Origin of the sequence: Pseudomonas sp. DWP2-2, assembly GCF_049897065.1 — a bacterium.
Taxonomy (GTDB): Bacteria; Pseudomonadota; Gammaproteobacteria; order Pseudomonadales; family Pseudomonadaceae; genus Aquipseudomonas; species Aquipseudomonas paracarnis.
The window spans coordinates 25,624-45,802 of the sequence record NZ_JAFCVN010000009.1; the positions used below are offsets into that span (position 1 = coordinate 25,624).

At 59.4% G+C, this 20,179-nt stretch carries 15 protein-coding genes; 5 read left to right on the forward strand and 10 right to left on the reverse strand.

Annotated features, from left to right (window positions below):
- Positions 1–13: 13 nt before the first annotated feature.
- The gene (locus ACP7CZ_RS19225) at positions 14–715 is read right to left on the reverse strand and encodes a FadR/GntR family transcriptional regulator (RefSeq protein WP_014718317.1); all 702 of its coding nucleotides are present in this window, start codon (positions 713–715) and stop codon (positions 14–16) included.
- A 158-nt stretch (positions 716–873) separates the two neighbouring features.
- Positions 874–2,199 (reverse strand): C4-dicarboxylate transporter DctA, encoded by a 1,326-nt coding sequence (locus ACP7CZ_RS19230; protein ID WP_169855370.1) that lies wholly within the window; start codon positions 2,197–2,199, stop codon positions 874–876.
- A 215-nt stretch (positions 2,200–2,414) separates the two neighbouring features.
- Between ACP7CZ_RS19230 and ACP7CZ_RS19235 the strand changes: the two genes are divergently transcribed.
- Positions 2,415–3,044, forward strand: a complete 630-nt coding sequence (locus tag ACP7CZ_RS19235; RefSeq protein WP_294204199.1) for a DNA-3-methyladenine glycosylase I — start codon at positions 2,415–2,417, stop codon at positions 3,042–3,044.
- Positions 3,045–3,171: 127 nt separating this feature from the next.
- Here ACP7CZ_RS19235 and ACP7CZ_RS19240 read toward each other — a convergent pair whose 3' ends face one another.
- Together ACP7CZ_RS19240 and ACP7CZ_RS19245 are read right to left on the reverse strand one after the other, a co-directional pair.
- Complete coding sequence (locus ACP7CZ_RS19240; RefSeq protein WP_054921306.1) at positions 3,172–3,573, reverse strand: cupin domain-containing protein; 402 nt, start codon at positions 3,571–3,573, stop codon at positions 3,172–3,174.
- A gap of 84 nt (positions 3,574–3,657) precedes the next feature.
- Positions 3,658–5,091 carry a PLP-dependent aminotransferase family protein gene (locus ACP7CZ_RS19245; protein ID WP_294204202.1) on the reverse strand — a complete coding sequence of 478 codons (1,434 nt, stop codon included), beginning with the start codon at positions 5,089–5,091 and terminating at the stop codon, positions 3,658–3,660.
- A 197-nt stretch (positions 5,092–5,288) separates the two neighbouring features.
- On the opposite strand from ACP7CZ_RS19245, the gene ACP7CZ_RS19250 reads away from it, so the two are divergent.
- Together ACP7CZ_RS19250 and ACP7CZ_RS19255 are read left to right on the forward strand one after the other, a co-directional pair.
- A complete protein-coding gene (locus ACP7CZ_RS19250; protein WP_294204203.1) occupies positions 5,289–8,657 on the forward strand; it encodes a calcium-binding protein in 3,369 nt (1,122 codons plus the stop codon).
- A gap of 291 nt (positions 8,658–8,948) precedes the next feature.
- Complete coding sequence (locus ACP7CZ_RS19255; RefSeq protein ID WP_232241753.1) at positions 8,949–10,430, forward strand: hypothetical protein; 1,482 nt, start codon at positions 8,949–8,951, stop codon at positions 10,428–10,430.
- A 41-nt stretch (positions 10,431–10,471) separates the two neighbouring features.
- On the opposite strand, the gene ACP7CZ_RS19260 is transcribed toward ACP7CZ_RS19255, so the two are convergent.
- The 5 genes from ACP7CZ_RS19260 to ACP7CZ_RS19280 form a co-directional block, all read right to left on the reverse strand.
- The gene (locus ACP7CZ_RS19260) at positions 10,472–11,239 is read right to left on the reverse strand and encodes an SDR family oxidoreductase (protein WP_034126013.1); all 768 of its coding nucleotides are present in this window, start codon (positions 11,237–11,239) and stop codon (positions 10,472–10,474) included.
- A gap of 21 nt (positions 11,240–11,260) precedes the next feature.
- Positions 11,261–12,328, reverse strand: coding sequence for a phosphotransferase family protein (locus ACP7CZ_RS19265; RefSeq protein ID WP_054897959.1), 1,068 nt, complete (start codon positions 12,326–12,328; stop codon positions 11,261–11,263).
- Between the two features lie 129 nt (positions 12,329–12,457).
- A complete protein-coding gene (locus ACP7CZ_RS19270) occupies positions 12,458–13,411 on the reverse strand; it encodes a 2-hydroxyacid dehydrogenase (RefSeq protein ID WP_294204205.1) in 954 nt (317 codons plus the stop codon).
- A 144-nt stretch (positions 13,412–13,555) separates the two neighbouring features.
- On the reverse strand, positions 13,556–13,990 hold the full coding sequence (locus ACP7CZ_RS19275; RefSeq protein WP_054921314.1) for a hypothetical protein: 435 nt from the start codon (positions 13,988–13,990) through the stop codon (positions 13,556–13,558).
- Between the two features lie 54 nt (positions 13,991–14,044).
- A complete protein-coding gene (locus ACP7CZ_RS19280; RefSeq protein WP_034126009.1) occupies positions 14,045–14,545 on the reverse strand; it encodes a DUF4822 domain-containing protein in 501 nt (166 codons plus the stop codon).
- A 551-nt stretch (positions 14,546–15,096) separates the two neighbouring features.
- Here ACP7CZ_RS19280 and ACP7CZ_RS19285 point away from each other — a divergent pair.
- Complete coding sequence (locus ACP7CZ_RS19285; RefSeq protein ID WP_294204208.1) at positions 15,097–16,374, forward strand: serine/threonine transporter; 1,278 nt, start codon at positions 15,097–15,099, stop codon at positions 16,372–16,374.
- Positions 16,375–16,592: 218 nt separating this feature from the next.
- Here ACP7CZ_RS19285 and acnB read toward each other — a convergent pair whose 3' ends face one another.
- Complete coding sequence (gene acnB / locus ACP7CZ_RS19290; RefSeq protein WP_003190828.1) at positions 16,593–19,202, reverse strand: bifunctional aconitate hydratase 2/2-methylisocitrate dehydratase; 2,610 nt, start codon at positions 19,200–19,202, stop codon at positions 16,593–16,595.
- Positions 19,203–19,597: 395 nt separating this feature from the next.
- On the opposite strand from acnB, the gene ACP7CZ_RS19295 reads away from it, so the two are divergent.
- The gene (locus ACP7CZ_RS19295) at positions 19,598–20,068 is read left to right on the forward strand and encodes a DUF1289 domain-containing protein (RefSeq protein WP_032892118.1); all 471 of its coding nucleotides are present in this window, start codon (positions 19,598–19,600) and stop codon (positions 20,066–20,068) included.
- Positions 20,069–20,179 lie beyond the last annotated feature (111 nt).

Genomic DNA, 20,179 nt, shown 5'->3' on the forward strand with positions numbered 1-20,179 from the left:
CGGTCTCCGAAAATCAACTGCCCAGATGGTCGTCCGGGATATTCAAGCGAATGCCCATGCGCAGGCCTTCCTGCAGGATGTGCCGACGCATTTCGGCACTGGCCAGGGCGCTGTTCTTGTTGCGGATGGCGCGGACCACGGCTTCGTTCTCTTGCAAGCGTTCGGCCAGGTGTTCAGGGGAGTTGCGCAGTACCTGGGCGCTTTGTTTGAGCGCGGTGCTGGTTTGCTGCACCACGTTCTGGAAGATCGGGTTGGAGGTCAGGGCGAAGAGTTCTTCATGGAAGTCGATATAGGCGTTCATGCCGGCTTCGGCATCGCCGGCATCCAAGGCTTCGCGCATGTCCATCAGGGTCAGGCGCAGTTGGCCGATTTCCTTGCTGCTGATCGACTGCGCCACCAGGCCGACGATGAAGGGTTCGAGGGTGTAGCGCAGTTGCAGGATGTCCTCGAGGCTGGCATCGGCCACGGCGTCGCTCGATTGCGGCTCGCTGACGCTGGTTTCCAGCACGACCACGCCTTTGCCCGGCATGGAGCGCACCAGGCCGAGGGTCTCCAGCACGATCACCGCTTCACGCAGGCTCGGGCGGCTGATGCCCAGCTGTTCGGCCAGTTCGCGTTGACCGGGCAGCATTTCACCGCGGCGCCACTGGCCTCGCGCCAAGGCGGCGCGCAGTTTTTCTACCACTGAATTGACGACGGTTGAGGTGCTGATCACGTCGAAGGCTCCTTGATGTTGCTCATACAGTATTCAGTCTGGCGAAGGTCCAATGTGGGAGCTGGCTTGCCTGCGATAGCGGTGGGTCAGCACCCAATGTATCGCCTGACACTCAGTCATCGCAGGCAAGCCAGCTCCCACATTGGGTGGGTGTTGTCCTAGAACTCCTGATGCGCCGGCAGCACCGGCTTCTTGGCCTGGAAGGCATAGCCTTGCTGGCCGTCGAGCACTTTGTTGGCGCGCTGGATATCAATGTCTTTTTCCCAACGGGCAATCGCCACAGTCGCGACGCAGTTGCCGATCAGGTTGGTCAGCGCACGGCCGATGCCCATGAACCAGTCCACCGCCAGCACCAACACCAGGCCGACCACCGGAATCGCCGGGATTGCCGTGAGCGTTGCCGCCAGGATCACCAGCGCCGAGCCTGGAATGCCATGGGCGCCCTTGGAGGTGATCAACGATACCAGGAGGATGGTCAGCAAGTCGGTCATCGACAGCGGCGTGCCGGTGGCGTTGGCGATAAAGACGATGGCCAGGGTCAGGTAGATCGAGAAACCGTCGAGGTTGAACGAGTATCCGGTGGGGATTACCAAACCCACGGTGGAGCTGCCAATGCCCAAATGTTCCAGCTTGCGCATGATCTGCGGCAGCACAGCGTCGGACGAAGCGGTGCCCATCACGATCAGCAGTTCTTCGCGCAGGTACTTGAGCAGCGGCAACATGCGCAGGCCCGACAGGCGCATCACCAGCCCGAGGATCACCGCCACGAAGGCAAAGCAGGTCAGGTAGAAAAGCCCCACCAGGCTGCCCAGGTGTTGCAGTGAGTCCAGGCCATAGGTGCTGGTGGTGAAGGCGATGGCACCGAATACGCCAATCGGCGCCAGGCGCACGATCATGCCCATGATGCGGAAGATCACATGGCTCAATTCGTTGATCAGTCGCGAAATCCCGCTGGCCGCTTCGCCCACCAGGTTCAGCGCGCTGCCGAACAGCACCGAAAACAACAGCACTTGCAGCACGTTATTATCGGCAAAGGCGCCGACTACCGAGTTGGGGATCAACTCCATCAGAAACTGGCTGGTGCCGCGGATGTGCTGGCCCTTGTCGGCCAGTTCATTCAAACCGGCGGAAGAGAGTTGCTCCAGGTGAATATTGGCGCCGCTGCCGATGCCGGTGCTGAAGGCCATGATCAGGCCGAGCACCAGGGCGACGGTGGTCAGCATCTCAAAATAGATCACCGACTTGAGGCCGATGCGTCCGACCTTCTTCAAGTCGCCCGCGCCGGAAATACCGCTGACCACCACGCAGAACACGATCAGGCCGATCAGCATTTTGATCAGCTTGATAAAGCCGTCACCCAGGGGTTTGAGTTGCGAGGAGAATTCGGGAAGGGCCAGGCCGCAGGCGATGCCGAGCATCAGGCCAATCACGACTTGCAGGAAAATCGAACGCGAGCACCATCTGAGCATGGGAGGGATCTCTATTCGGTGCCCTGGTGGTTCCAGGGCTTAATTGTTGTGGTCTTACCGGTAAGTCCAGTGCGGGGCCAGTCTACGCTCGGTTTTTTTCAAATCACAAGTAAATATTTGGCGGTTGGCAGGTCCCGGTCTGACCAGTTGGTCGGTAAGTACGATGCTTGAGCGGTTGGCGGGGATTAATTTTTTTTGCGTATCATCGTCCTCGGCATACGAGGTGATGGATGGACCAATCAGGGCTGACAACCGACGAAGCAGGGCGCGTGTATTGCGCCTGGCGCACTGCAGCGCCTGCTTACCTGCATTACCACGACCACGAATGGGGCGTGCCGGTGGCGGATGACATCGCGTTGTACGAGAAGATCTGCCTGGAGGGCTTTCAGGCGGGGATGGCGTGGATCACCATCCTGCGCAAGCGCGAAAACTTTCGGCAGGCGTTCGAGGGTTTTGATTTTCGCCGGGTGGCGCAGTACGGCGAGGCGGACATCGAGCGGTTGACGAGCGACCCGGGCATCGTGCGCAATCGCGCGAAGATCGTCTCGGCCATCAACAACGCGCGCCGGGCCTGTGAACTGGTGGCGGAGACCGGTTCGCTGGCGCGCTGGCTGTGGGCGTTCGAACCCGGCGCGCAAGAGCGGCCGGCAGTGGTGGACATGGCTTACTGGACGGCCAATCCGACCTCAGCGGCTTCGGTGCGCTTGTCCAAGGCCCTGAAGAAACGCGGCTGGACCTTTGTCGGCCCGACCACGATGTATGCGTTGATGCAGGCGATGGGGATGGTCAATGATCATCTGGAGGGTTGTGAGTGCCGCCCGCGCATTGAACACCAGCGCAACCTGTTCAAACGTCCCTGACCAGATACGGTTAAAACTGTGGGAGCTGGCTTGCCTGCGATAACGGTGGGCCAGTAAAAGATGAGCTGGCTGGTCCACCGCTATTGCAGGCAAGCCAGCTCCCACATGGGTATTGTGGTGTTGCTGATTACTTGGGAAGTGGGGTAAGTACCTCAGCCTTGTCATCCAGCACCATCACCACCAGCAGCTTGGCCGGTTGGGTCTGGCTGGCATTGCTTGACTCAAAATGCCGCGAGCCGGCCGGTTCGTAGAACGATTGCCCGGCTTTGTAGGTGATCGCCTTTTCATCATTGACCCGCGAGGTGATCTCGCCTTCGAGCACATAAGCCACGGCGGTGCCGGTGTGGCTGTGGGGCACGGTGGCCTGGCCGGGGGCGTAGTCCACGGTGAGCATGATGGTTTTCTTGCCCGGCACGTTGGTCAAGGCGTGTTCTTGCAGCACCTTGAGCTTTTCCTTGTTGTAGACCGGGTCGTGGGCAAATGCACTGAGGGAGGCGAGCATCAGTGTGGCAGCGAACAAGCGTTTCATGATGAGGGTTCCATCGGGTGAAAGACCGCTTCACCCTACGCCGCTGAGGGCTTGCCACCAATGACCAATGCGGCGGAAAACCGCCTAGCCAATCTGCAGGAGAATATCCCGCACCTTGTCCAGCGCCGGGTCGATATCCAGGGTCTCGATGGCGCCGAACCCCAGAATCAGCCCCGAGCGCACCGGGAGGTCGTGAAAAAACACGTCCAAGGGATATAAACCCACCTCGACCTGACGCGCCCGTTCCATCAGCAATGGAATATTCACCGGCACCTTGCACAGGGCCGCCAGGTGAAAGCCCGCCACCGTCGGTACTGCCTCGAACCACGGCGACAGATCGCCCGCCAGACGCTGCAGGATGCGTTCGCGACGCCCCGCGTAGACGCCGTGACAGCGGCGAATATGTTTGAGCAGGTAGCCTTCGCTGATGAACTTGGCCAGTGCCCACTGCGGCAAGGTAGCGCTGTGCTGGTCGGTCAATTGCTTGGCCTTGAGCACCGCACCATAAATGGCCGGCGGCAGCACCGCATAGCCCAGGCGTAACTCCGGCGACAGGGTTTTGGAAAAGGTGCCGACGTAGGTGACCACGCCTCGGGTATCCATGCTTTGCAGGGAGTCGGTGGGGCGGCCTTCGTAGCGGAATTCGCTGTCGTAATCGTCTTCGATGATGATCGCGCCGAGCGCAATGGCGCGGTCCAGCAGGGCTTCGCGCCGCGCCTGACTCATGGGCATGCCGAGGGGGAACTGGTGGGACGGCGTCACATAGATCAGGCGCGTGCCATCCGGGATCTGGTCGACCTGCAGGCCCTGTTCGTCGACGGCAACACTGGCGACGCGGGCGCCCATCGCGACGAACAATTGGCGTGCGGGGCTGTAGCCGGGGTCTTCCATCGCGACCAGACTGCCGGGTTCAAGCACCACGCGGGCAAGCAGGTCCAGCGCCTGCTGTGCGCCGTTGGTGACCACGATATTGCTGGCGCGGCATTTGACCCCTCGGGAAAACGCGATATGCCCGGCGATGGCATCGCGCAGGGCGGGCACGCCTTCTGGCTGGCTGTAAAAGCCACTGTTCTGGGCGATGCGACGCAACGCATCCTGGGTGCAGCGCCGCCATTCATCCTGGGGGAATTGGTGGCGTGTCGTCGCGCCACCGATAAATTCGTAGCGCAGGATCTCCTCGCGGGCGGGGTGGCCCATGGGTGAGGGCAGTGCCGCCCATTTGCCCAGGTTGGCGGCACACGCCAGGTCGGTGGCGGTTTGCACGCGGTCGGGCTGTGGCGCCCAGGCATTGACGAAAGTACCGCGGCCGATCTTGCCAACCAGCAGGCCCTCATAGGTCAAGGTGGCGTAGGTGTCCGACACCGTCTTGCGCGAGATGCCCAGTTGTTCGGCGAGCAGTCGGCTGGGGGGCAGCTGTGCGCCTGCCGACAGCCGCCCGGTGGCGATGGCTTCGCGCAACTGCTGGTAGAGCTGTTCGGCCAGGTCCTTGCGGCCATTGATTACCACGTGCAGTTCCATGTTTCATCCCAAGGCTTCACTCCGCGCCAAGACTACTCGCTTGCGGTGCGGGCTCAAAATATCTATGAGTCAGTCGCCCCTGCGTATAAGCATCTACCGTCGCCTGGCTATTACCGACCGCCATGATTTCCCCTATCGCAGGCACCGATTGCCTGCCGCCCGCGTTATTCAACGTGATGGCATAGGGAGCCGGACTCATGACGACATCGAAAACACATACTAAAAAGAGGCTTGAGACCTTGCTCGCCCTGGACCAGAGCCTGGGACCGCTGGTGGTTGGCGAGTTGACTGTCTCGCGTATAGACCTGGCCGCCATGGGCGCCCAGGTGGCGGGAAAACCGGTCAAGACCCATCGTCTGGCGGTACGCGAGGCAGATCAGACGCTGCTGGATTCAATCCGGTTCTCGGCGTCCAGACTGCAGCGTTATCTTCGTGGGAGTAGTTCTGTCAGCGACAGCAGCGCCGCTGTGCTATTTGAGTTCGCGGCGTTGCGCTCTACACAAGCTGCGCCTTTACTGGCGGTCAAGCCGGGAGACGAAAATCCCGGTGCAGTGGGCAAGCTCGATAGGCTGTTACGTTCAGTGCAGAAAACCAATCTCAACCAAGCGGCGCAGTTGGAGGGAATGCCTGGTTGGGTCGAGCCGAAGAAAAGCCGAAGCTTGGCGGTAATGGGCGCGGGGCTGGAGGTTTACGGGTACTACAGTGCGATCAACGCGTTGGCCGAAGCGATCAAGACCGGCGATATCAATGAGGCGGTAGTCACAGGCGCAGAGTTGTTTGCCAACCTCACGGGCACGGCACTGGAGTTGGCGCTGGAGCACTTGGGCAGACGACTGCTGGAAAACGGGCATAAGGTGTTAGCAGGTTTCAGCGCCAGTTCTCTTGGCCAGGCCCTGCGACGGGGCGCCGGCCTGTTCGCTCTGGTGCTGACGTTGCCGTTTGACTATCACAATGCCAAGCAATCGCTGCATAAGGCGGCGAACAGCACTGGCAAGGAAGCGCTTGATCATTACGTCAACGCCGGCTTCAGTATCGTGAGCGCCAGCGTCAGTGTGGCCCTGGGGGTTGCAGCGTTGGCTGGATTCGGCGTGGCCGGCCCGCTGGGTATTGCCGCCGCCGCCGTATTGATGTTTGGCGCGCAACTCTATGCGGCGGTTCGTCAGGTGGATGAAATTGATGACTATATCGAGCTGAGTGTTTTCGAGCGGCTGCACACGGGCTGGTTGGCATTTCAGGGCAAGGAACCGGAGAAAGAAATACGTGAGCGGTTCGCCCTGGCCAGGATGGAAAATTGGTATGCGCAGCACCTGACCAATCAGGCCCAGACCTGGCTCAGGGGGGCGCTCAGAGGCACCGTACAGGCGGTAGTCAATGGTGGGTTTGAGGTGCGGCTGAGCCCGGTCCGGCATTGGAAGCATCGATGGAACGAAGCCGAGGGTGAGGATCCCTACATCGACACCACCGAGCCGATGCTCGTCGACCAGAATGATCAAATAGATGCTTCCAGCGCCTCGGTTGGCCGTCTGCCGGGTGTGGTGCTTGGTCAGGGTGATGCGAATTCCGCGGTGCTTTGGCGGCTGGGGGGCGGCAATGACGATGTCAAAGGCTTCGCTGAGATCCCCAATATTTTTCAGTTCGGTGAAGGCCAAAAGCAGCTGACCGGTGGCGCCAGGGACGACGTATTCAGCTATGACATGCCGACGGGCACACTGGACGAGGCCGACGCACATCGCCCGGCCAGTCAGCTGCGTGGCGAGGCAGGCAGCGATACGCTCTACCTGTCCAACTCGGCCATCTATGAGCACCAGACGCAGGGTTATGCCATCGACCTGCAGGCGGGCACCGTCGTGCGGCGCAAAGATATCGACAAACCGCTGCCTCATCACTCGATCAGCCTCGACTCGATAGAAAATATCGCCACGCCAGCCGGGGTTGCCAGCCAAGTCAAGGGTTCGGAACAGGCCAATACGATAATCGCAAACGGCGATGGCGATCGGATCGAGGCCGCGCAGGGCAATGATACGGTGATCGTGCTGGGTTCCAACGCCTGGGTGGACGGCGGAGCGGGCAAGGACCGTTATGTTCTGGCCACCAACCGCGGCACGGTCTCGCTATACGAGCAGGACTGGGCCGAGGGTGCCGTGATCGAGATGCGCTGGCCTCTCTCGGCTATCGCCCATTGGGGCATCCAGGGGTGTGCGTTGGTCATTGTGGTCTGGCGGGGCGTTAATGGCGAACTGCCGCAGCACGTGATCAAGCTTGAGCAGCTGTATACGCAAGGTGATGACCGGCGCTGGTTGAACAAGCACAGCCTGCTGTTTCTCACGGAGGACGGCTACATGCTTGAGCCGATTCTCGAACCGACATTGGTTGGCAACGAGGACGCCGACGTGACCGTCGCCGTGAGAGCAGGTGGCCAGGACGTCAGCCTGGACAGGGTGTTGAACGCCGGAACGTTCGTGGTGCCCCATGGGCGTTCGACCCGCTGTTTCATCGAACGTGGGCCACACAGAAAGGTGGTCGAAGTTCGTCTTAAAAGCGACGCGACTGCTTGCGTGTTGTACGTGGATTATTCGTCGCAGGAGATTCTCCAGGTATTGGCCGGTTACCGTGTGACCCTACGCAGGTTGGTTCACTTCGATTCGCTGACCTATAGCGACGTGAAATTAACCATCAGTTTCACCGACGGCAGTCAGTTGGTGCTCTGCGAATATGCCAGTGATCGATCCTCGATACGCACCAACGTGACGTCAAACATCATCGCGGTCAGCCTCAAACTGGACTGCCAGTTTGTACTGGTCATGAATGATGGCGTCTCATACCGGATACAGGCGGCCCAGCAAACCTATAGCCAGGACCGCGCCTCACCAGGTTTCAACACCTTCGATGGCAGCTCGGCATTGGTAAAAAAGCCAGGGATACACGGTTTTTTTCGACCGCACAGTGCCAAGGGGGTCTGGTTGCAATCGTCGCCGCAGAAAGTCGTTATTCCTGCCCCACCGCATTATCAAAAGTCTTACTCGTTGATGGGGCGGGCGTCGACCTATGAAGTGGTGCCCAGTACCGGCTCAACGATCTACCTGTCCACGCCGGGCGCGCTGGCCAAAAAGTCGGACGCATCGTTCTGGCGGATCAACACGGCCAAGCTTGGTGAGCTGATTGAGCGGGCGCACATCGTCTTGAACGAAAACACGCTGACCCTCGGCAGCGTGAAGGTGCTGCTGCCACCCGTGACAGACCCTTCGGTGCCGCTGGAACAAGTCAGCGTACTCACCAAGCAGGGCGAGCAATACGACATCCGCCAGGACCTGGGGGGCATCTATCTCGCGCAACTGGATGCCTCCCCTTATCAGACTGTAGCCGAGGTCTGGGAAGCGTTGCGGCGTTCTCGCCAGTGGTCAACCTTGATGGCGCGTCAGCTGCGCGTTATCGGCTTGGAGCTGAGCGACGGCACGGTGTCAGGCGTTCATTACGATTCAGGCCGCGATTGCTGGGGGGCGGATGTTGATCCGCTGCGTACCGTAACGTCTGCGGACTTGCGGTTCAGCGGTGTTGACTCAGTCTGATTGATCATTAAAAGGGATTTTTAATTTATGCAGCAAAAACCGCAATCGCCCAGAACTGCCGGCCGACCCTCTGGGCGTGCCGGTGACGGTGCTGACACTGTCATGGTCAGGGACTATGGCCGCCCGACCAGTACCACTCAACCGGTGTATCAAGGCGCGCAGCGCACGCGATACCGCAATGGTGGTTTGCTTGGGGTCCCGCAAATAAGTGCTTTGGATCTGCCTGGGCCGCCACCGCCAACGGCTGTATGGGTGACAGGCGATACGCTTGGAGCCGTCAATGCCGAGGGTATGCATGATGTGAACGGCCGCAGTTACGTCAATCTGGATACCGGGCAAACGGTGCAAGTGGTCCATCAGCCGGCCAGTGGTACTTATCACCCGCGCTTGGCGCATCAACTGGCTGCCGGCTCCGCTGTGGTACAGAGGGTTGGGAATACTTCAACCTGGACAAACGTGACGACCGCAGCGCATTCCAGTGTTCCGATAGCCACGCCAGTGACGATGCCAGCACCCGGGCCGCGAGATCCGCAGTGGGATCTGCAGCTCTACGATGCGCGAGGTGCTGGTGCAGCGACGGGGACTCCTATCCCGGGGAAAAAACAGTACGTCATTGGCGGGCAAAACTACTACGGTGATGAACTGTTTTCGTTGGACCACTACAAGGCAGGCGATAACAGGCTCTACATGCAGAATGCGAATGGTGTGTTGCAGCCTCGCGGCTCCATCACCGAAGACGGGATGATTCAGCTCTCTGGTGACCCGGCCGTCGCCTATTTGGAGGTGGGGAGCGTGCTGGTTCGCGTCGAGCTTGATAGCACGAGAAATAAATACCAACTGATCCCGAATGGTTCCAACAGCGCGCCGGGTATTTACCTGGATACTGGCGGCAGCCGGGCATCGTGGGTGCCCGAAATGCGCTTGGACAGCATCGGCGCAATCATTAACGCCGCCCGCAAATCGCTGGGCTACACCGGTGTTACCAGTGATATGAGCCAGGGCTTGATGTCGACGGTGGACAAGCAGACGTACTGCTATATGCGCCAATATGCGCGGCAGATGATTGCATTCGATAACCCGCGTATCCGCAACGCGCCCGTGCAGCAGCGAGATCGCATGATTGATGCACACATCTGGACCCATGGCTACCCGTATGACCGCCTGTTGCTCGGGATGCACGCCAGGGCTGAGGGCGTCGCACTACCACCGGGTGTTGTGCAGTTTGATGCGTTTCAAGGCATGGCCACCGTGGCGGCCCGTCGTGAGGGAACGTTCAATCTAGAGGCCGTTGCCGTCAATGATCAGCTTCATTATCCCTATCGCGGCAGGCGCGGGGATGAACAGGATTTTTTTGATCAATGGAGGGCGTTGGACATTAAGCAGACCAGGCAGCGTGGGGCGGCCAATGAGCAAATGTACCGTGAGTTACTTAAAAATGATGGCTATCGAATCATTCCCGGTGGGACCTACGGCGGCAGCCAGAATGGCTTCGATCTGGTATTCATGGGGCCGGCGGGCGATGTCTATGTGCTTGAAGTCAAACATGCCAAATCCAGCCACGTCAGCATGGCTAGGGTCAATCAGCACTTCCAGATGGAGGATGGCTGGGTCACACGGGTCCTGAGCAAACTGGACAGTCGCGATCCAGGTGCCGGGCAGCAGGTTGCGGATGCACTGGCACGTCAACGGCTTTTCAAGGTCATTGGTGCGACCCTGCCAGATGGCAAACTGGTGCTATTTAAGATCGACATGAGCGCTGTACGTGCGCGGTGACAAACAGGCGAGCCCGTTCGCCACCGACAGTGCAGGCGGCTTCAGGACAAGAAGCCACCGTCCACGTTGAGCGAAACGCCCGTGGTGTAGCTCGATGCGTCACTGGCCAGGTACAACACCGCGCCAGCCATTTCGCTGGGGTCGGCCACGCGCTTGAGCGGGATCTGCGCCAGGGCAACTTTCAGGATCGAATCGTTCTTGACCAGTGCCGAGGCGAACTTGGTATCGGTCAGGCCCGGCAGCAGCGCGTTGCAACGGATACCGAACGCCGCGCACTCCTTGGCGAATACCTTGGTCATGTTGATCACGGCGGCCTTGGTCACCGAGTAGATGCCCTGGAATACGCCCGGCGAGATGCCGTTGATCGAGGCCACGTTGATGATGCTGCCGCCGCCGTTCTCGCGCATCAGCTTGCCGGCTTCCACCGACATGAAGAAGTAACCACGGATATTCACGTCAACGGTCTTCTGGAATGCGCCCAGGTCCGTGTCCAGTACGTTGCAGAACTGCGGGTTGGTAGCGGCGTTGTTGACCAGGATATCCAGGCGGCCGAACTGTTCACGAATGCCGGCGAACACCTGGGTGATCTGCTCCATTTCACCAATATGGCAGGCAATGGCCGTGGCTTTGCCGCCCTCGGCGATGATCGCATCGGCCACGTGCTGGCAACCCTCCAGCTTGCGGCTGGAGACGATCACATGGGCGCCTTGCTGGGCCAGCAACTTGGCGATGGCTTCACCGATGCCACGGCTGGCGCCGGAAACAAACGCAATCTTGCCATCGAGGTCGAACAGGTTGGTCTTGGACATGAGGGTTCCTTGTAGTTGCACTCAGAGCGCTGATTTGCCGATGACATTCAGGCTCATCTGCTCCAGCAGTTTGTTCATGTGGATGAACTGCGCGAAGCGTTTGTCCTGGGTCTGGCCATGGAAGAAACGGTAGTAGATCTGCTGCACAATCCCGGCCAGACGGAACAGGCCGTAGGTGTAATAGAAATCGAAATTGTCGATCTGGATGCCGGAACGCTCGGCGTAGTAGTCGACAAACTGGCGGCGGGTGAGCATGCCGGGGGCGTTGCTCGGCTGGCGGCGCATCAATTGCACCGGCGCCGGGTCTGCGGCCTCGATCCAGTAGGCGAGGGTGTTGCCCAGGTCCATCAGCGGGTCGCCCAGGGTGGTCAGCTCCCAGTCCAGCACGCCGATGATCTGCATCGGGTTGTGCGGGTCGAGGATCACGTTGTCGAAGCGGTAGTCGTTGTGCACGATGCTGGAGGTGGGGTGGTCGGCAGGCATCTTGTCGTTGAGCCAGGCGCGTACCGCCTCCCATTTTGGCGCGTCGGGCGTCAGGGCTTTTTCATAGCGCTCGCCCCAGCCGCGAATCTGCCGCGCCACGTAGCCTTCAGGCTTGCCCAAGTCGGCCAGGCCGCAGGCGTGGTAGTCGACCTGGTGCAGTTCGACGAACTTGTCGATAAAGCTCTTGCACAAGGCTTCGGTGCGGGTAGCGTCCAGGCCCAGCTCAGCCGGCAGGTCGGAACGCAGGATGATGCCGTTGACGCGCTCCATCACATAGAACTCGGCGCCGATCACCGATTCATCGGTGCAGTGCACATACGCCTTGGGGCAGTACGGGAAGCCATCTTTGAGCTGGTTGAGAATGCGGTATTCGCGGCCCATGTCGTGGGCAGACTTGGCCTTGTGACCAAACGGCGGGCGACGCAGCACGAATTCCTGGTCGGGGTATTCCAGCAGGTAAGTCAGGTTCGACGCGCCACCAGGGAACTGGCTGATTTTGACGGTACCGCTCAGGCCCGAAATATGAGCTTTGAGGTAGGGATCGATCAGGCTGGCATCAAGTTCTTCGCCTGGGCGAATCTGGGTCGATTGGTCGTTCAGCGCCATGCTTATCCCTTCTGCTTATTCTAAAGGCCTTGGACTATTTCCTAATCTAATGCGCATAGCCGCCCAGCGACAAGGTCGGGGCGGTTTAATAGGTTAGCGTGTTGAAGGGTGATCAGCGTGCCTGATTGGTCATTTTGCGGGCGCTGGCAAGGCCACCGGTGTAAGCACGGGGCGGCCGGCAAAGTATTCAACCAGGTTATCAGCGACGCGCTGCACCGTGTCATGGGCCGCTTCCGGGGACAGGCCGGCCACGTGGGACGTCAGCACGGTATTGCTCAGGCGCTTGAGGGCGTCGGGCACTGCAGGCTCATCGTCAAACACGTCCAGCGCGGCGCCGCCGATGCGGCGCTGCTCCAGCGCGGCGACCAGGTCGGCGGTCACCACTACGCTGCCGCGCCCGATGTTGACCAGAAAGCCGTGCGGCCCCAGGGCGTCCAGGGCGTGACGGTCGATCAGGTGACGGGTGCTGGCACCGCCGGGCGTAGCCAGCACCAGGAAATCCGAGGTACGCGCCAGCTCGACAGCCGTCGCACAGTAGGTGTAATCCACGTCATCGCGGGGTTGGCGGTTGTGATAACTCACCTCCATGCCTAACCCCAGGGCGGCGCGCCGGGCAATCTCCATCCCCACCGCACCCAGCCCGAGAATCCCCAGGTGTTTACCGCTCAGGGAAGGGCGCATCACTTTCGGCCATTCGCCACGCCGCACCGCTGCATCCGTCTGGGGAACGCCACGCACCAGCGACAGTAGCAACGCCATGGCATGGTCGGCCACTGACGGCGCATTTACCCCTGCACCGTTGGTCACCACGATCCCACGATTGCTCGCGGCCTGCAGGTCCACGTGTTCGTAGCCGGCACCGATCACGCAGATGATTTCCAACAACGGCAGTGCCGCGATTTCATCGGCGTACAACCCCAGCGGGCCACGGGTCAGCACGGCCTTGATCTGCCCACCGTGCAACTTGATCGCCTGAGCGCGTTCGGCGGGCGTCGGCGCCAGAATCACATGAAAGTCATTGCTCTCGATGATTTGCAGGTACTCGTTGATGGTTTCAACCAGGACCAGAACGGTGGTGGGCATGGGGCAGCTCTCCGGTGAGTTCGATGCTCTGAGTATGCTGCATTTTTGTTGCGCGAAATGCCGAGGGCCCGAGAAAGCGCGACTGATTTTGCGAAAGGTGCCAGCGTCTCGGCGAGCGGGAGACGCTGTTTACACGCGGGCGAATTATTTAGCGGGTGCAGGCTTGCGCACCTTGCTCTGTTCGGCCGCTACGATGTCCATGTAATCGTAGGTAGGAAAGAACTCTGTCCTGAAGGGGCCCCATGCAGAGCGTTCGATGGCGAGATTGACCTCCCGCAGGCGCGAGGCGGGGAAGCGTAGAACGATGACGTGGCCGATCCCCATGGCGATGGTCCAACTGACGATCTCTACCCCTTCAGGAGGGAATACTTTAAAGAGTTCCTGTTCGGTGAGTTTTGTTCTTATTTCGTTCAAGTTGCGAGATTGGTCATGTTTGAGGAAAACGGTCAGCAGCACCGCATTGTCAGCGCTGATGGCGACAGGTTTTCCTGATGTGGAAGCCTGCGCATGAAGGCCGCCTGAAACAAGGGTAGAGAACAATAAAACAGACGCCAATAAAGGCTTTAATAGCGTTTTCATTGAGTGAGGCCTTTTATGAGTATTGTCGCTACTCGTGGGGGTGAGTGTTGAGGGTTAGTGGGTGGGGGTGGTTTTTACTGATCCGGTATAGGGCGCATGAACCACATGTATTCGAACAAGAGGGTTGGCGTCGATCATGTCGCGCGGCACTTCACGAGAGTAAGTGAATTCCTGATTGTTCAACGTCTCAAGTTTTCTGACGATGGTTCTCGTTGCACCTTTATCGGGTATCAGGATATGGTTTTTCCTGTCCCCTGTTACCATGAAGTAACCGCCGCCGCCGTTGTCATATTTTGATAGCCCGGTATCGGTGTAGAAAAATTCGTAGCGATTACGCTCAGGGTCCCACGCTGATATTCCAACGACACCTGGGTACTTGTCCTTTACATCGATCTCTGGGGCGCCCTCTATATAAACTTTTGTCGTCAGCCAGCGGGGGGATGTGCCCAGGGCACTTGCGTCGGAGTTTTCTACTGCCGGTTGTGCTTGGCTGGCCAATGGGCTGAGCATTCCGGTGGCAAGTATCAGCGAGAAAATAAGGTTGTGTTTTTTCATCAAGTCGCTCCTGGCGAGTGAGGTTTTTAATTCTGCTGTCGTGGGTTTAGAGGACTTTGTTTTTTGAGCTGAGCTGGAATATAGACGTGATAGGAGGGGCTCTCAATGCTTGGGAAAACCCTTGCAACAAAACCCGCAATAATTAAAGTTTCAGTCCAGATGCGCTGATTAACTGTCTGTAAGAACTTTCTTATATGTGAGGGTGCGTAACTTTAATTGATGTTGGGTTTCTGTCAGCGGCTTGCCACTGGAGAACTTTGAATGACTGGATTTGTTTAAACACAGCTTCGCCGGCCTTGCCTGATCGACCCTCCCAATGCCACGCCGGCAGGGGGGCTCGTGAGGTGGGTAAAGGCGGTGCGCATCTGGCGTTGACTCAACTGAGCTGCCCATGGACCGCCTTCCAGGCTTTGCACTGCAGTGCCGTTCCTCAGCTAAGTCTTTGCTTATTCACAAGAATCCCGGACAATCGCGCCCCTGTTAAGGTCAGGGCGCTGCCTGTCAGGTTTTTCTGACTCGTCCTGGCCGTGTGAATGCGGAGATCCGACCGGATGAATGATCAGGCCAATAGCGTCGACGAACGCTATGCAACGACACCTGCAACGCTCACAAGCTGGAGCCGCCAGGACACCACCTGGATGCTCGGGCTGTTCGGTACCGCCATTGGCGCCGGTACTTTGTTCTTGCCGATCAACGCGGGCCTGGGGGGCTTCTGGCCGCTGGTGATCCTGGCGCTGCTGGCCTTCCCGATGACGTTCTTTGCCCACCGTGGGCTGACCCGTTTCGTGCTGTCCGGCCGCGAAGGTTCCGACATCACCGACGTGGTGGAAGAGCATTTCGGTATTAAGGCCGGTGCACTGATCACCTTGCTGTACTTCTTCGCGATCTTCCCGATCCTGCTGATCTACAGCGTGGCGCTGACCAATACTGTCAGCAGCTTCATGGAGCACCAACTGCACATCCTGCCGCCGCCTCGGGCGATCCTGGCGTTTGTATTGATCCTGGGCCTGTTGGCCGTGGTGCGTTGCGGTGAGCAGGTGATCGTCAAGGCCATGAGCCTGATGGTGTACCCGTTTATTGTGGCCTTGCTGTTCCTGGCGGTGTATCTGGTGCCGCACTGGACCGGTGGCATCCTCAGCACCGCCAGTGAAGTCCCCGCGCCTTCAGCCTTGCTCAACACGCTGTGGCTGGCGATTCCGGTGATGGTGTTCTCGTTCAACCATTCGCCGATCATCTCGGCCTTTGCGGTGGACCAGAAGCGCCAGTATGGCGCTCACGCCGAGGAGCGCAGTTCGCAGATCCTGTCCCGCGCGCACTTGCTGATGGTGGCGATGGTGCTGTTCTTCGTGTTCAGTTGCGTGCTGACCCTGTCGCCCGCGCAGTTGGCGGAAGCGAAAGCGCAAAACCTGTCGATCCTGTCGTACCTGGCCAACCACTTCGATAACCCGACGATTGCCTTTGCCGCACCGTTGATTGCGTTCGTGGCGATTGCCAAGTCGTTCCTGGGCCACTACATCGGTGCAAGCGAGGGCCTCAAGGGCCTGGTGGTCAAGATTGGCCGCCGTCCGGCACCCAAGACTCTGGACCGCATGACCGCCGCCTTCATGCTGGTGGTGTGCTGGATCGTCGCCACGCTTAACCCGAGCATCCTTGGCATGATCGAGACCCTGGGTGGGCCGGTGATTGCGTCGATTCTGTTCCTGATGCCGATGTACGCCATCCGCAAGGTGCCGGCCATGGCCAAGTACCGTGGGCAGGCGTCGAATGTGTTTGTGACTGCAGTCGGCTTGGTTGCCATTACGGCGTTGGTGTATTCGCTGGTTGCTTGAGCCCTGATGCGGTCTGTCTGACTGCACAGCTCTAAAAGTGTGGGAGCTGGCTTGCCTGCGATAGCTATCTGTCAGTCATTACATTCATGACTGATACACCGCTATCGCAGGCAAGCCAGCTCCCACATTTGTTTTGCGGTGGTATTGACGTTGTATCCCAGGCATAAAAAAACGCCGCGTACCTTGCGATACGCGGCGTTCTTCACATCAACACACCGTTAAGCTTGAATCACCGGGATGTTGGCGCTTGCTGCGATCTTGCGGAACTCGGCGATCTGGTCGAAGTTCAGGTAGCGGTAGACGTCACTGGCCATGGTGTCCAGTTTCGCTGCGTAGCCCATGTACTCTTCGACTGTCGGCAGGCGACCCAGAGTGGAGGCGACGGCCGCCAGCTCAGCCGATGCCAGGTAGACGTTTGCACCATCACCCAGGCGGTTCGGGAAGTTACGGGTCGAGGTAGACACGACGGTGGAGTTCGGCTCAACGCGTGCCTGGTTACCCATGCACAGCGAGCAGCCTGGCATTTCCATGCGTGCGCCAGCCTTGCCGTAGATGCCGTAGTAGCCTTCTTCGGTCAGTTGGTGAGCGTCCATCTTGGTCGGCGGCGACAGCCACAGACGGGTAGGCAGCTGGCCCTTGACCTGCTCCAGCAGCTTGCCGGCAGCGCGGAAGTGACCGATGTTGGTCATGCACGAACCGATGAACACTTCGTCGATCTTCTCGCCAGCGACGCTGGACAGCAGACGGGCGTCGTCCGGGTCGTTTGGCGCGCAGAGGATCGGCTCGTTGATTTCCGACAGGTCGATCTCGATGATTTCGGCGTATTCGGCGTCGGCATCGGCTTCCATCAGCTCCGGGTTGGCAACCCAGGCTTCCATCGCTTGGGCGCGACGTTCCAGGGTGCGTGCATCGCCGTAGCCTTCGCCGATCATCCAGCGCAGCAGGGTGATGTTGGAGTTCAGGTACTCGGTGACGGACTCTTTGGACAGCTTGATGGTGCAACCGGCAGCCGAACGTTCAGCCGAGGCGTCGGACAGCTCGAAAGCCTGTTCCAGCGTCAGATCGTTCAGGCCTTCGATTTCCAGGATGCGGCCAGAGAAGGCGTTCTTCTTGCCTTTCTTTTCTACGGTCAGCAGGCCAGCCTGGATCGCGTAGTAAGGAATGGCATGAACCAGGTCACGCAGGGTGATGCCAGGCTTCATCTTGCCTTTGAAGCGCACCAGAATCGATTCCGGCATGTCCAGTGGCATTACGCCAGTGGCTGCGGCGAACGCGACCAGGCCAGAACCGGCCGGGAACGAGATGCCCATCGGGAAACGGGTGTGGGAGTCGCCACCGGTACCGACGGTGTCCGGCAGCAGCATGCGGTTCAGCCAGCTGTGGATGATGCCGTCGCCTGGACGCAGCGATACACCGCCACGGGTCATGATGAAGTCAGGCAGGGTGTGGTGGGTGGTCACGTCGATCGGCTTCGGGTAAGCCGCGGTGTGGCAGAAGGACTGCATCACCAGGTCGGTCGAGAAGCCCAGGCACGCCAAGTCTTTGAGTTCATCACGGGTCATAGGGCCGGTGGTGTCCTGGGACCCCACGGTGGTCATCTTCGGCTCGCAGTAGGTGCCTGGACGAACGCCTTTGCCTTCTGGCAGGCCACAGGCCTTGCCGACCATTTTCTGCGCCAGGGTGAAGCCTTTGCCGGTGTCGACAGGCGCTTCAGGCAGCTTGAACAGGTCAGTCGGGCCCAGGCCCAGCTCAGCGCGTGCCTTGTCGGTCAGGCCACGGCCGATGATCAGCGGGATACGGCCGCCGGCGCGAACTTCGTCCAACAGCACTGGGGTCTTCATTTCGAAGGTGGTCAGGACTTCGTCGGTGCCGTGTTTACAGACTTTGCCAGCATGCGGGTACAGGTCGATCACGTCGCCCATGTTCATGTTGGTGACGTCGAATTCGATTGGCAGTGCGCCGGCATCTTCCATGGTGTTGTAGAAGATCGGAGCGATCTTGCTGCCGAAGCAGAAACCGCCGGCACGCTTGTTCGGCACGTAAGGTACGTCGTCACCGAAGAACCACAGTACCGAGTTGGTCGCCGACTTACGCGACGAACCGGTACCGACCACGTCACCCACGTAGGCGATCGGGAAGCCTTGGCCGCGCATTTCTTCGATCTGCTTCATCGGGCCGGTCTTGCCTTGCTCGTCCGGCACGATGCCTTCGCGAGCCATTTTCAGCATGGCCAGGGCGTGCAGCGGGATGTCAGGGCGGGACCAGGCGTCAGGCGCCGGCGACAGGTCGTCGGTGTTGGTTTCGCCGGTGACCTTGAAGACGCGCAGGCTGATTTTGTCGGCCAGGGTAGGGCGGTTGCGGAACCACTCGCCGTCAGCCCAGGACTGGATCACGCCTTTGGCGTGCTCGTTGCCGTTGCGGGCTTTTTCGGCGACGTCGTGGAACGCATCGAACATCAGCAGGGTGTGCTTGAGTTGGGCGGCCGCGACGGGCGCCAGTTCGGCGTCGTCCAGCAGCTCGACCAACGTCACGATGTTGTAGCCGCCCTGCATGGTGCCGAGCAGTTCAACAGCGCGTTTCTTGTCGATCAGGGGGGAAGTGGCTTCGCCCTTGGCCAGGGCAGACAGGAAACCGGCCTTGACGTAAGCGGCTTCGTCAACGCCTGGTGGAATACGGTTGGTGATCAGGTCAACGAGGAATTCTTCTTCGCCAGCCGGAGGATTTTTCAGCAGCTCGACCAGGCCTGCGGTTTGTTCGGCGTTAAGCGGCTGGGGAACGATACCCAGTGCTGCACGCTCTTCGATATGTTTGCGGTAGGCTTCAAGCACAGTTATTACCCTCATCAGTGGTCCCACGGGACGCTCATCCAGAAATGAACGGCACGCATGCGCTCGGGGGCTTTTTGGGCCGCAAAGCCAGCGCTGCCGGCATTCCTTACAGAAGCTGCTTTCAAAGTTTTACGCCTGCAGAACGGAGCTGATGAGGGTTGGCGCGGGCTCTGACCTACCGGGTCGAACCTGCGCCAACACCGTTCTGAAGGAACGACTGTGCTCGTGACGCTTTGAAAACAGCTTCCAGCGGATTATTGGCGCCTTACAAGGCCGGGTGATTCTACGGCAAAAAAAATCTAAAGGTAAGTTGCCTGCTCAAGTTTGCTGGGTGATCAACCTTAGACAAAGGGCTAACATGGCGCACTGTTTCGCTGATTTGCGTGTTGCTGCCCATGCCCAACCAAACCATCAAGACCCCCTGCGTCGGCCTGTGCTCCACGGTCTACGGCGATCTCGTGTGCCGTGGATGCAAGCGCTTCCACCATGAAGTGATCCAGTGGAACGGCTATAACGAAGAAGAAAAACGCGCGGTCTGGCTCAGGCTTGAGCAGCTGTTAGTGCAGGTCATGGCCGGTAAAGTGGAGGTTTTCGACCCCAAGACCCTGCGCGGGCAGTTGGAGCAACGCAAGATTCGCTTTGTGCCACACCAGTCCGAGTATTGCTGGGCCTACCAGTTGATCGCCCGTGGGGCCCGGGTGATCAATAACCTGGAAGCCTATGGCATGGTGCTGTTGCCGGAGTTTCGCGACTGGGCGCTGCCTGAACTGCGCGATGCCATTGATCGCGAGTTCTTTATCTTGTCCGAGGCGCATTACCAGCGCTATATCGCGCCGGGGTTCTTGAAAGATGCGCTGGGTAACTGACTGGCGAGGTCAATGTGGGAGCTGGCTTGCCAGCGATAGCGGTGTGTCAGGAGCAAATGCGCCCGCTTACCCACCGCAATCGCAGGCAAGCCAGCTCCCACATTTGATCCA

Coding starts and splice junctions, on each gene's coding strand:
- ACP7CZ_RS19235 (WP_294204199.1), top strand. CDS start 2,415: ATGGACCAATCAGGGCTGACAACCGACGAAGCAGGGCGCGTGTATTGC.
- ACP7CZ_RS19240 (WP_054921306.1), bottom strand. CDS start 3,573: ATGAAACGCTTGTTCGCTGCCACACTGATGCTCGCCTCCCTCAGTGCA.
- ACP7CZ_RS19245 (WP_294204202.1), bottom strand. CDS start 5,091: ATGGAACTGCACGTGGTAATCAATGGCCGCAAGGACCTGGCCGAACAG.
- ACP7CZ_RS19250 (WP_294204203.1), top strand. CDS start 5,289: ATGACGACATCGAAAACACATACTAAAAAGAGGCTTGAGACCTTGCTC.
- ACP7CZ_RS19255 (WP_232241753.1), top strand. CDS start 8,949: ATGCATGATGTGAACGGCCGCAGTTACGTCAATCTGGATACCGGGCAA.
- ACP7CZ_RS19260 (WP_034126013.1), bottom strand. CDS start 11,239: ATGTCCAAGACCAACCTGTTCGACCTCGATGGCAAGATTGCGTTTGTT.
- ACP7CZ_RS19265 (WP_054897959.1), bottom strand. CDS start 12,328: ATGGCGCTGAACGACCAATCGACCCAGATTCGCCCAGGCGAAGAACTT.
- ACP7CZ_RS19270 (WP_294204205.1), bottom strand. CDS start 13,411: ATGCCCACCACCGTTCTGGTCCTGGTTGAAACCATCAACGAGTACCTG.
- ACP7CZ_RS19275 (WP_054921314.1), bottom strand. CDS start 13,990: ATGAAAACGCTATTAAAGCCTTTATTGGCGTCTGTTTTATTGTTCTCT.
- ACP7CZ_RS19280 (WP_034126009.1), bottom strand. CDS start 14,545: ATGAAAAAACACAACCTTATTTTCTCGCTGATACTTGCCACCGGAATG.
- ACP7CZ_RS19285 (WP_294204208.1), top strand. CDS start 15,097: ATGAATGATCAGGCCAATAGCGTCGACGAACGCTATGCAACGACACCT.
- ACP7CZ_RS19295 (WP_032892118.1), top strand. CDS start 19,598: ATGCCCAACCAAACCATCAAGACCCCCTGCGTCGGCCTGTGCTCCACG.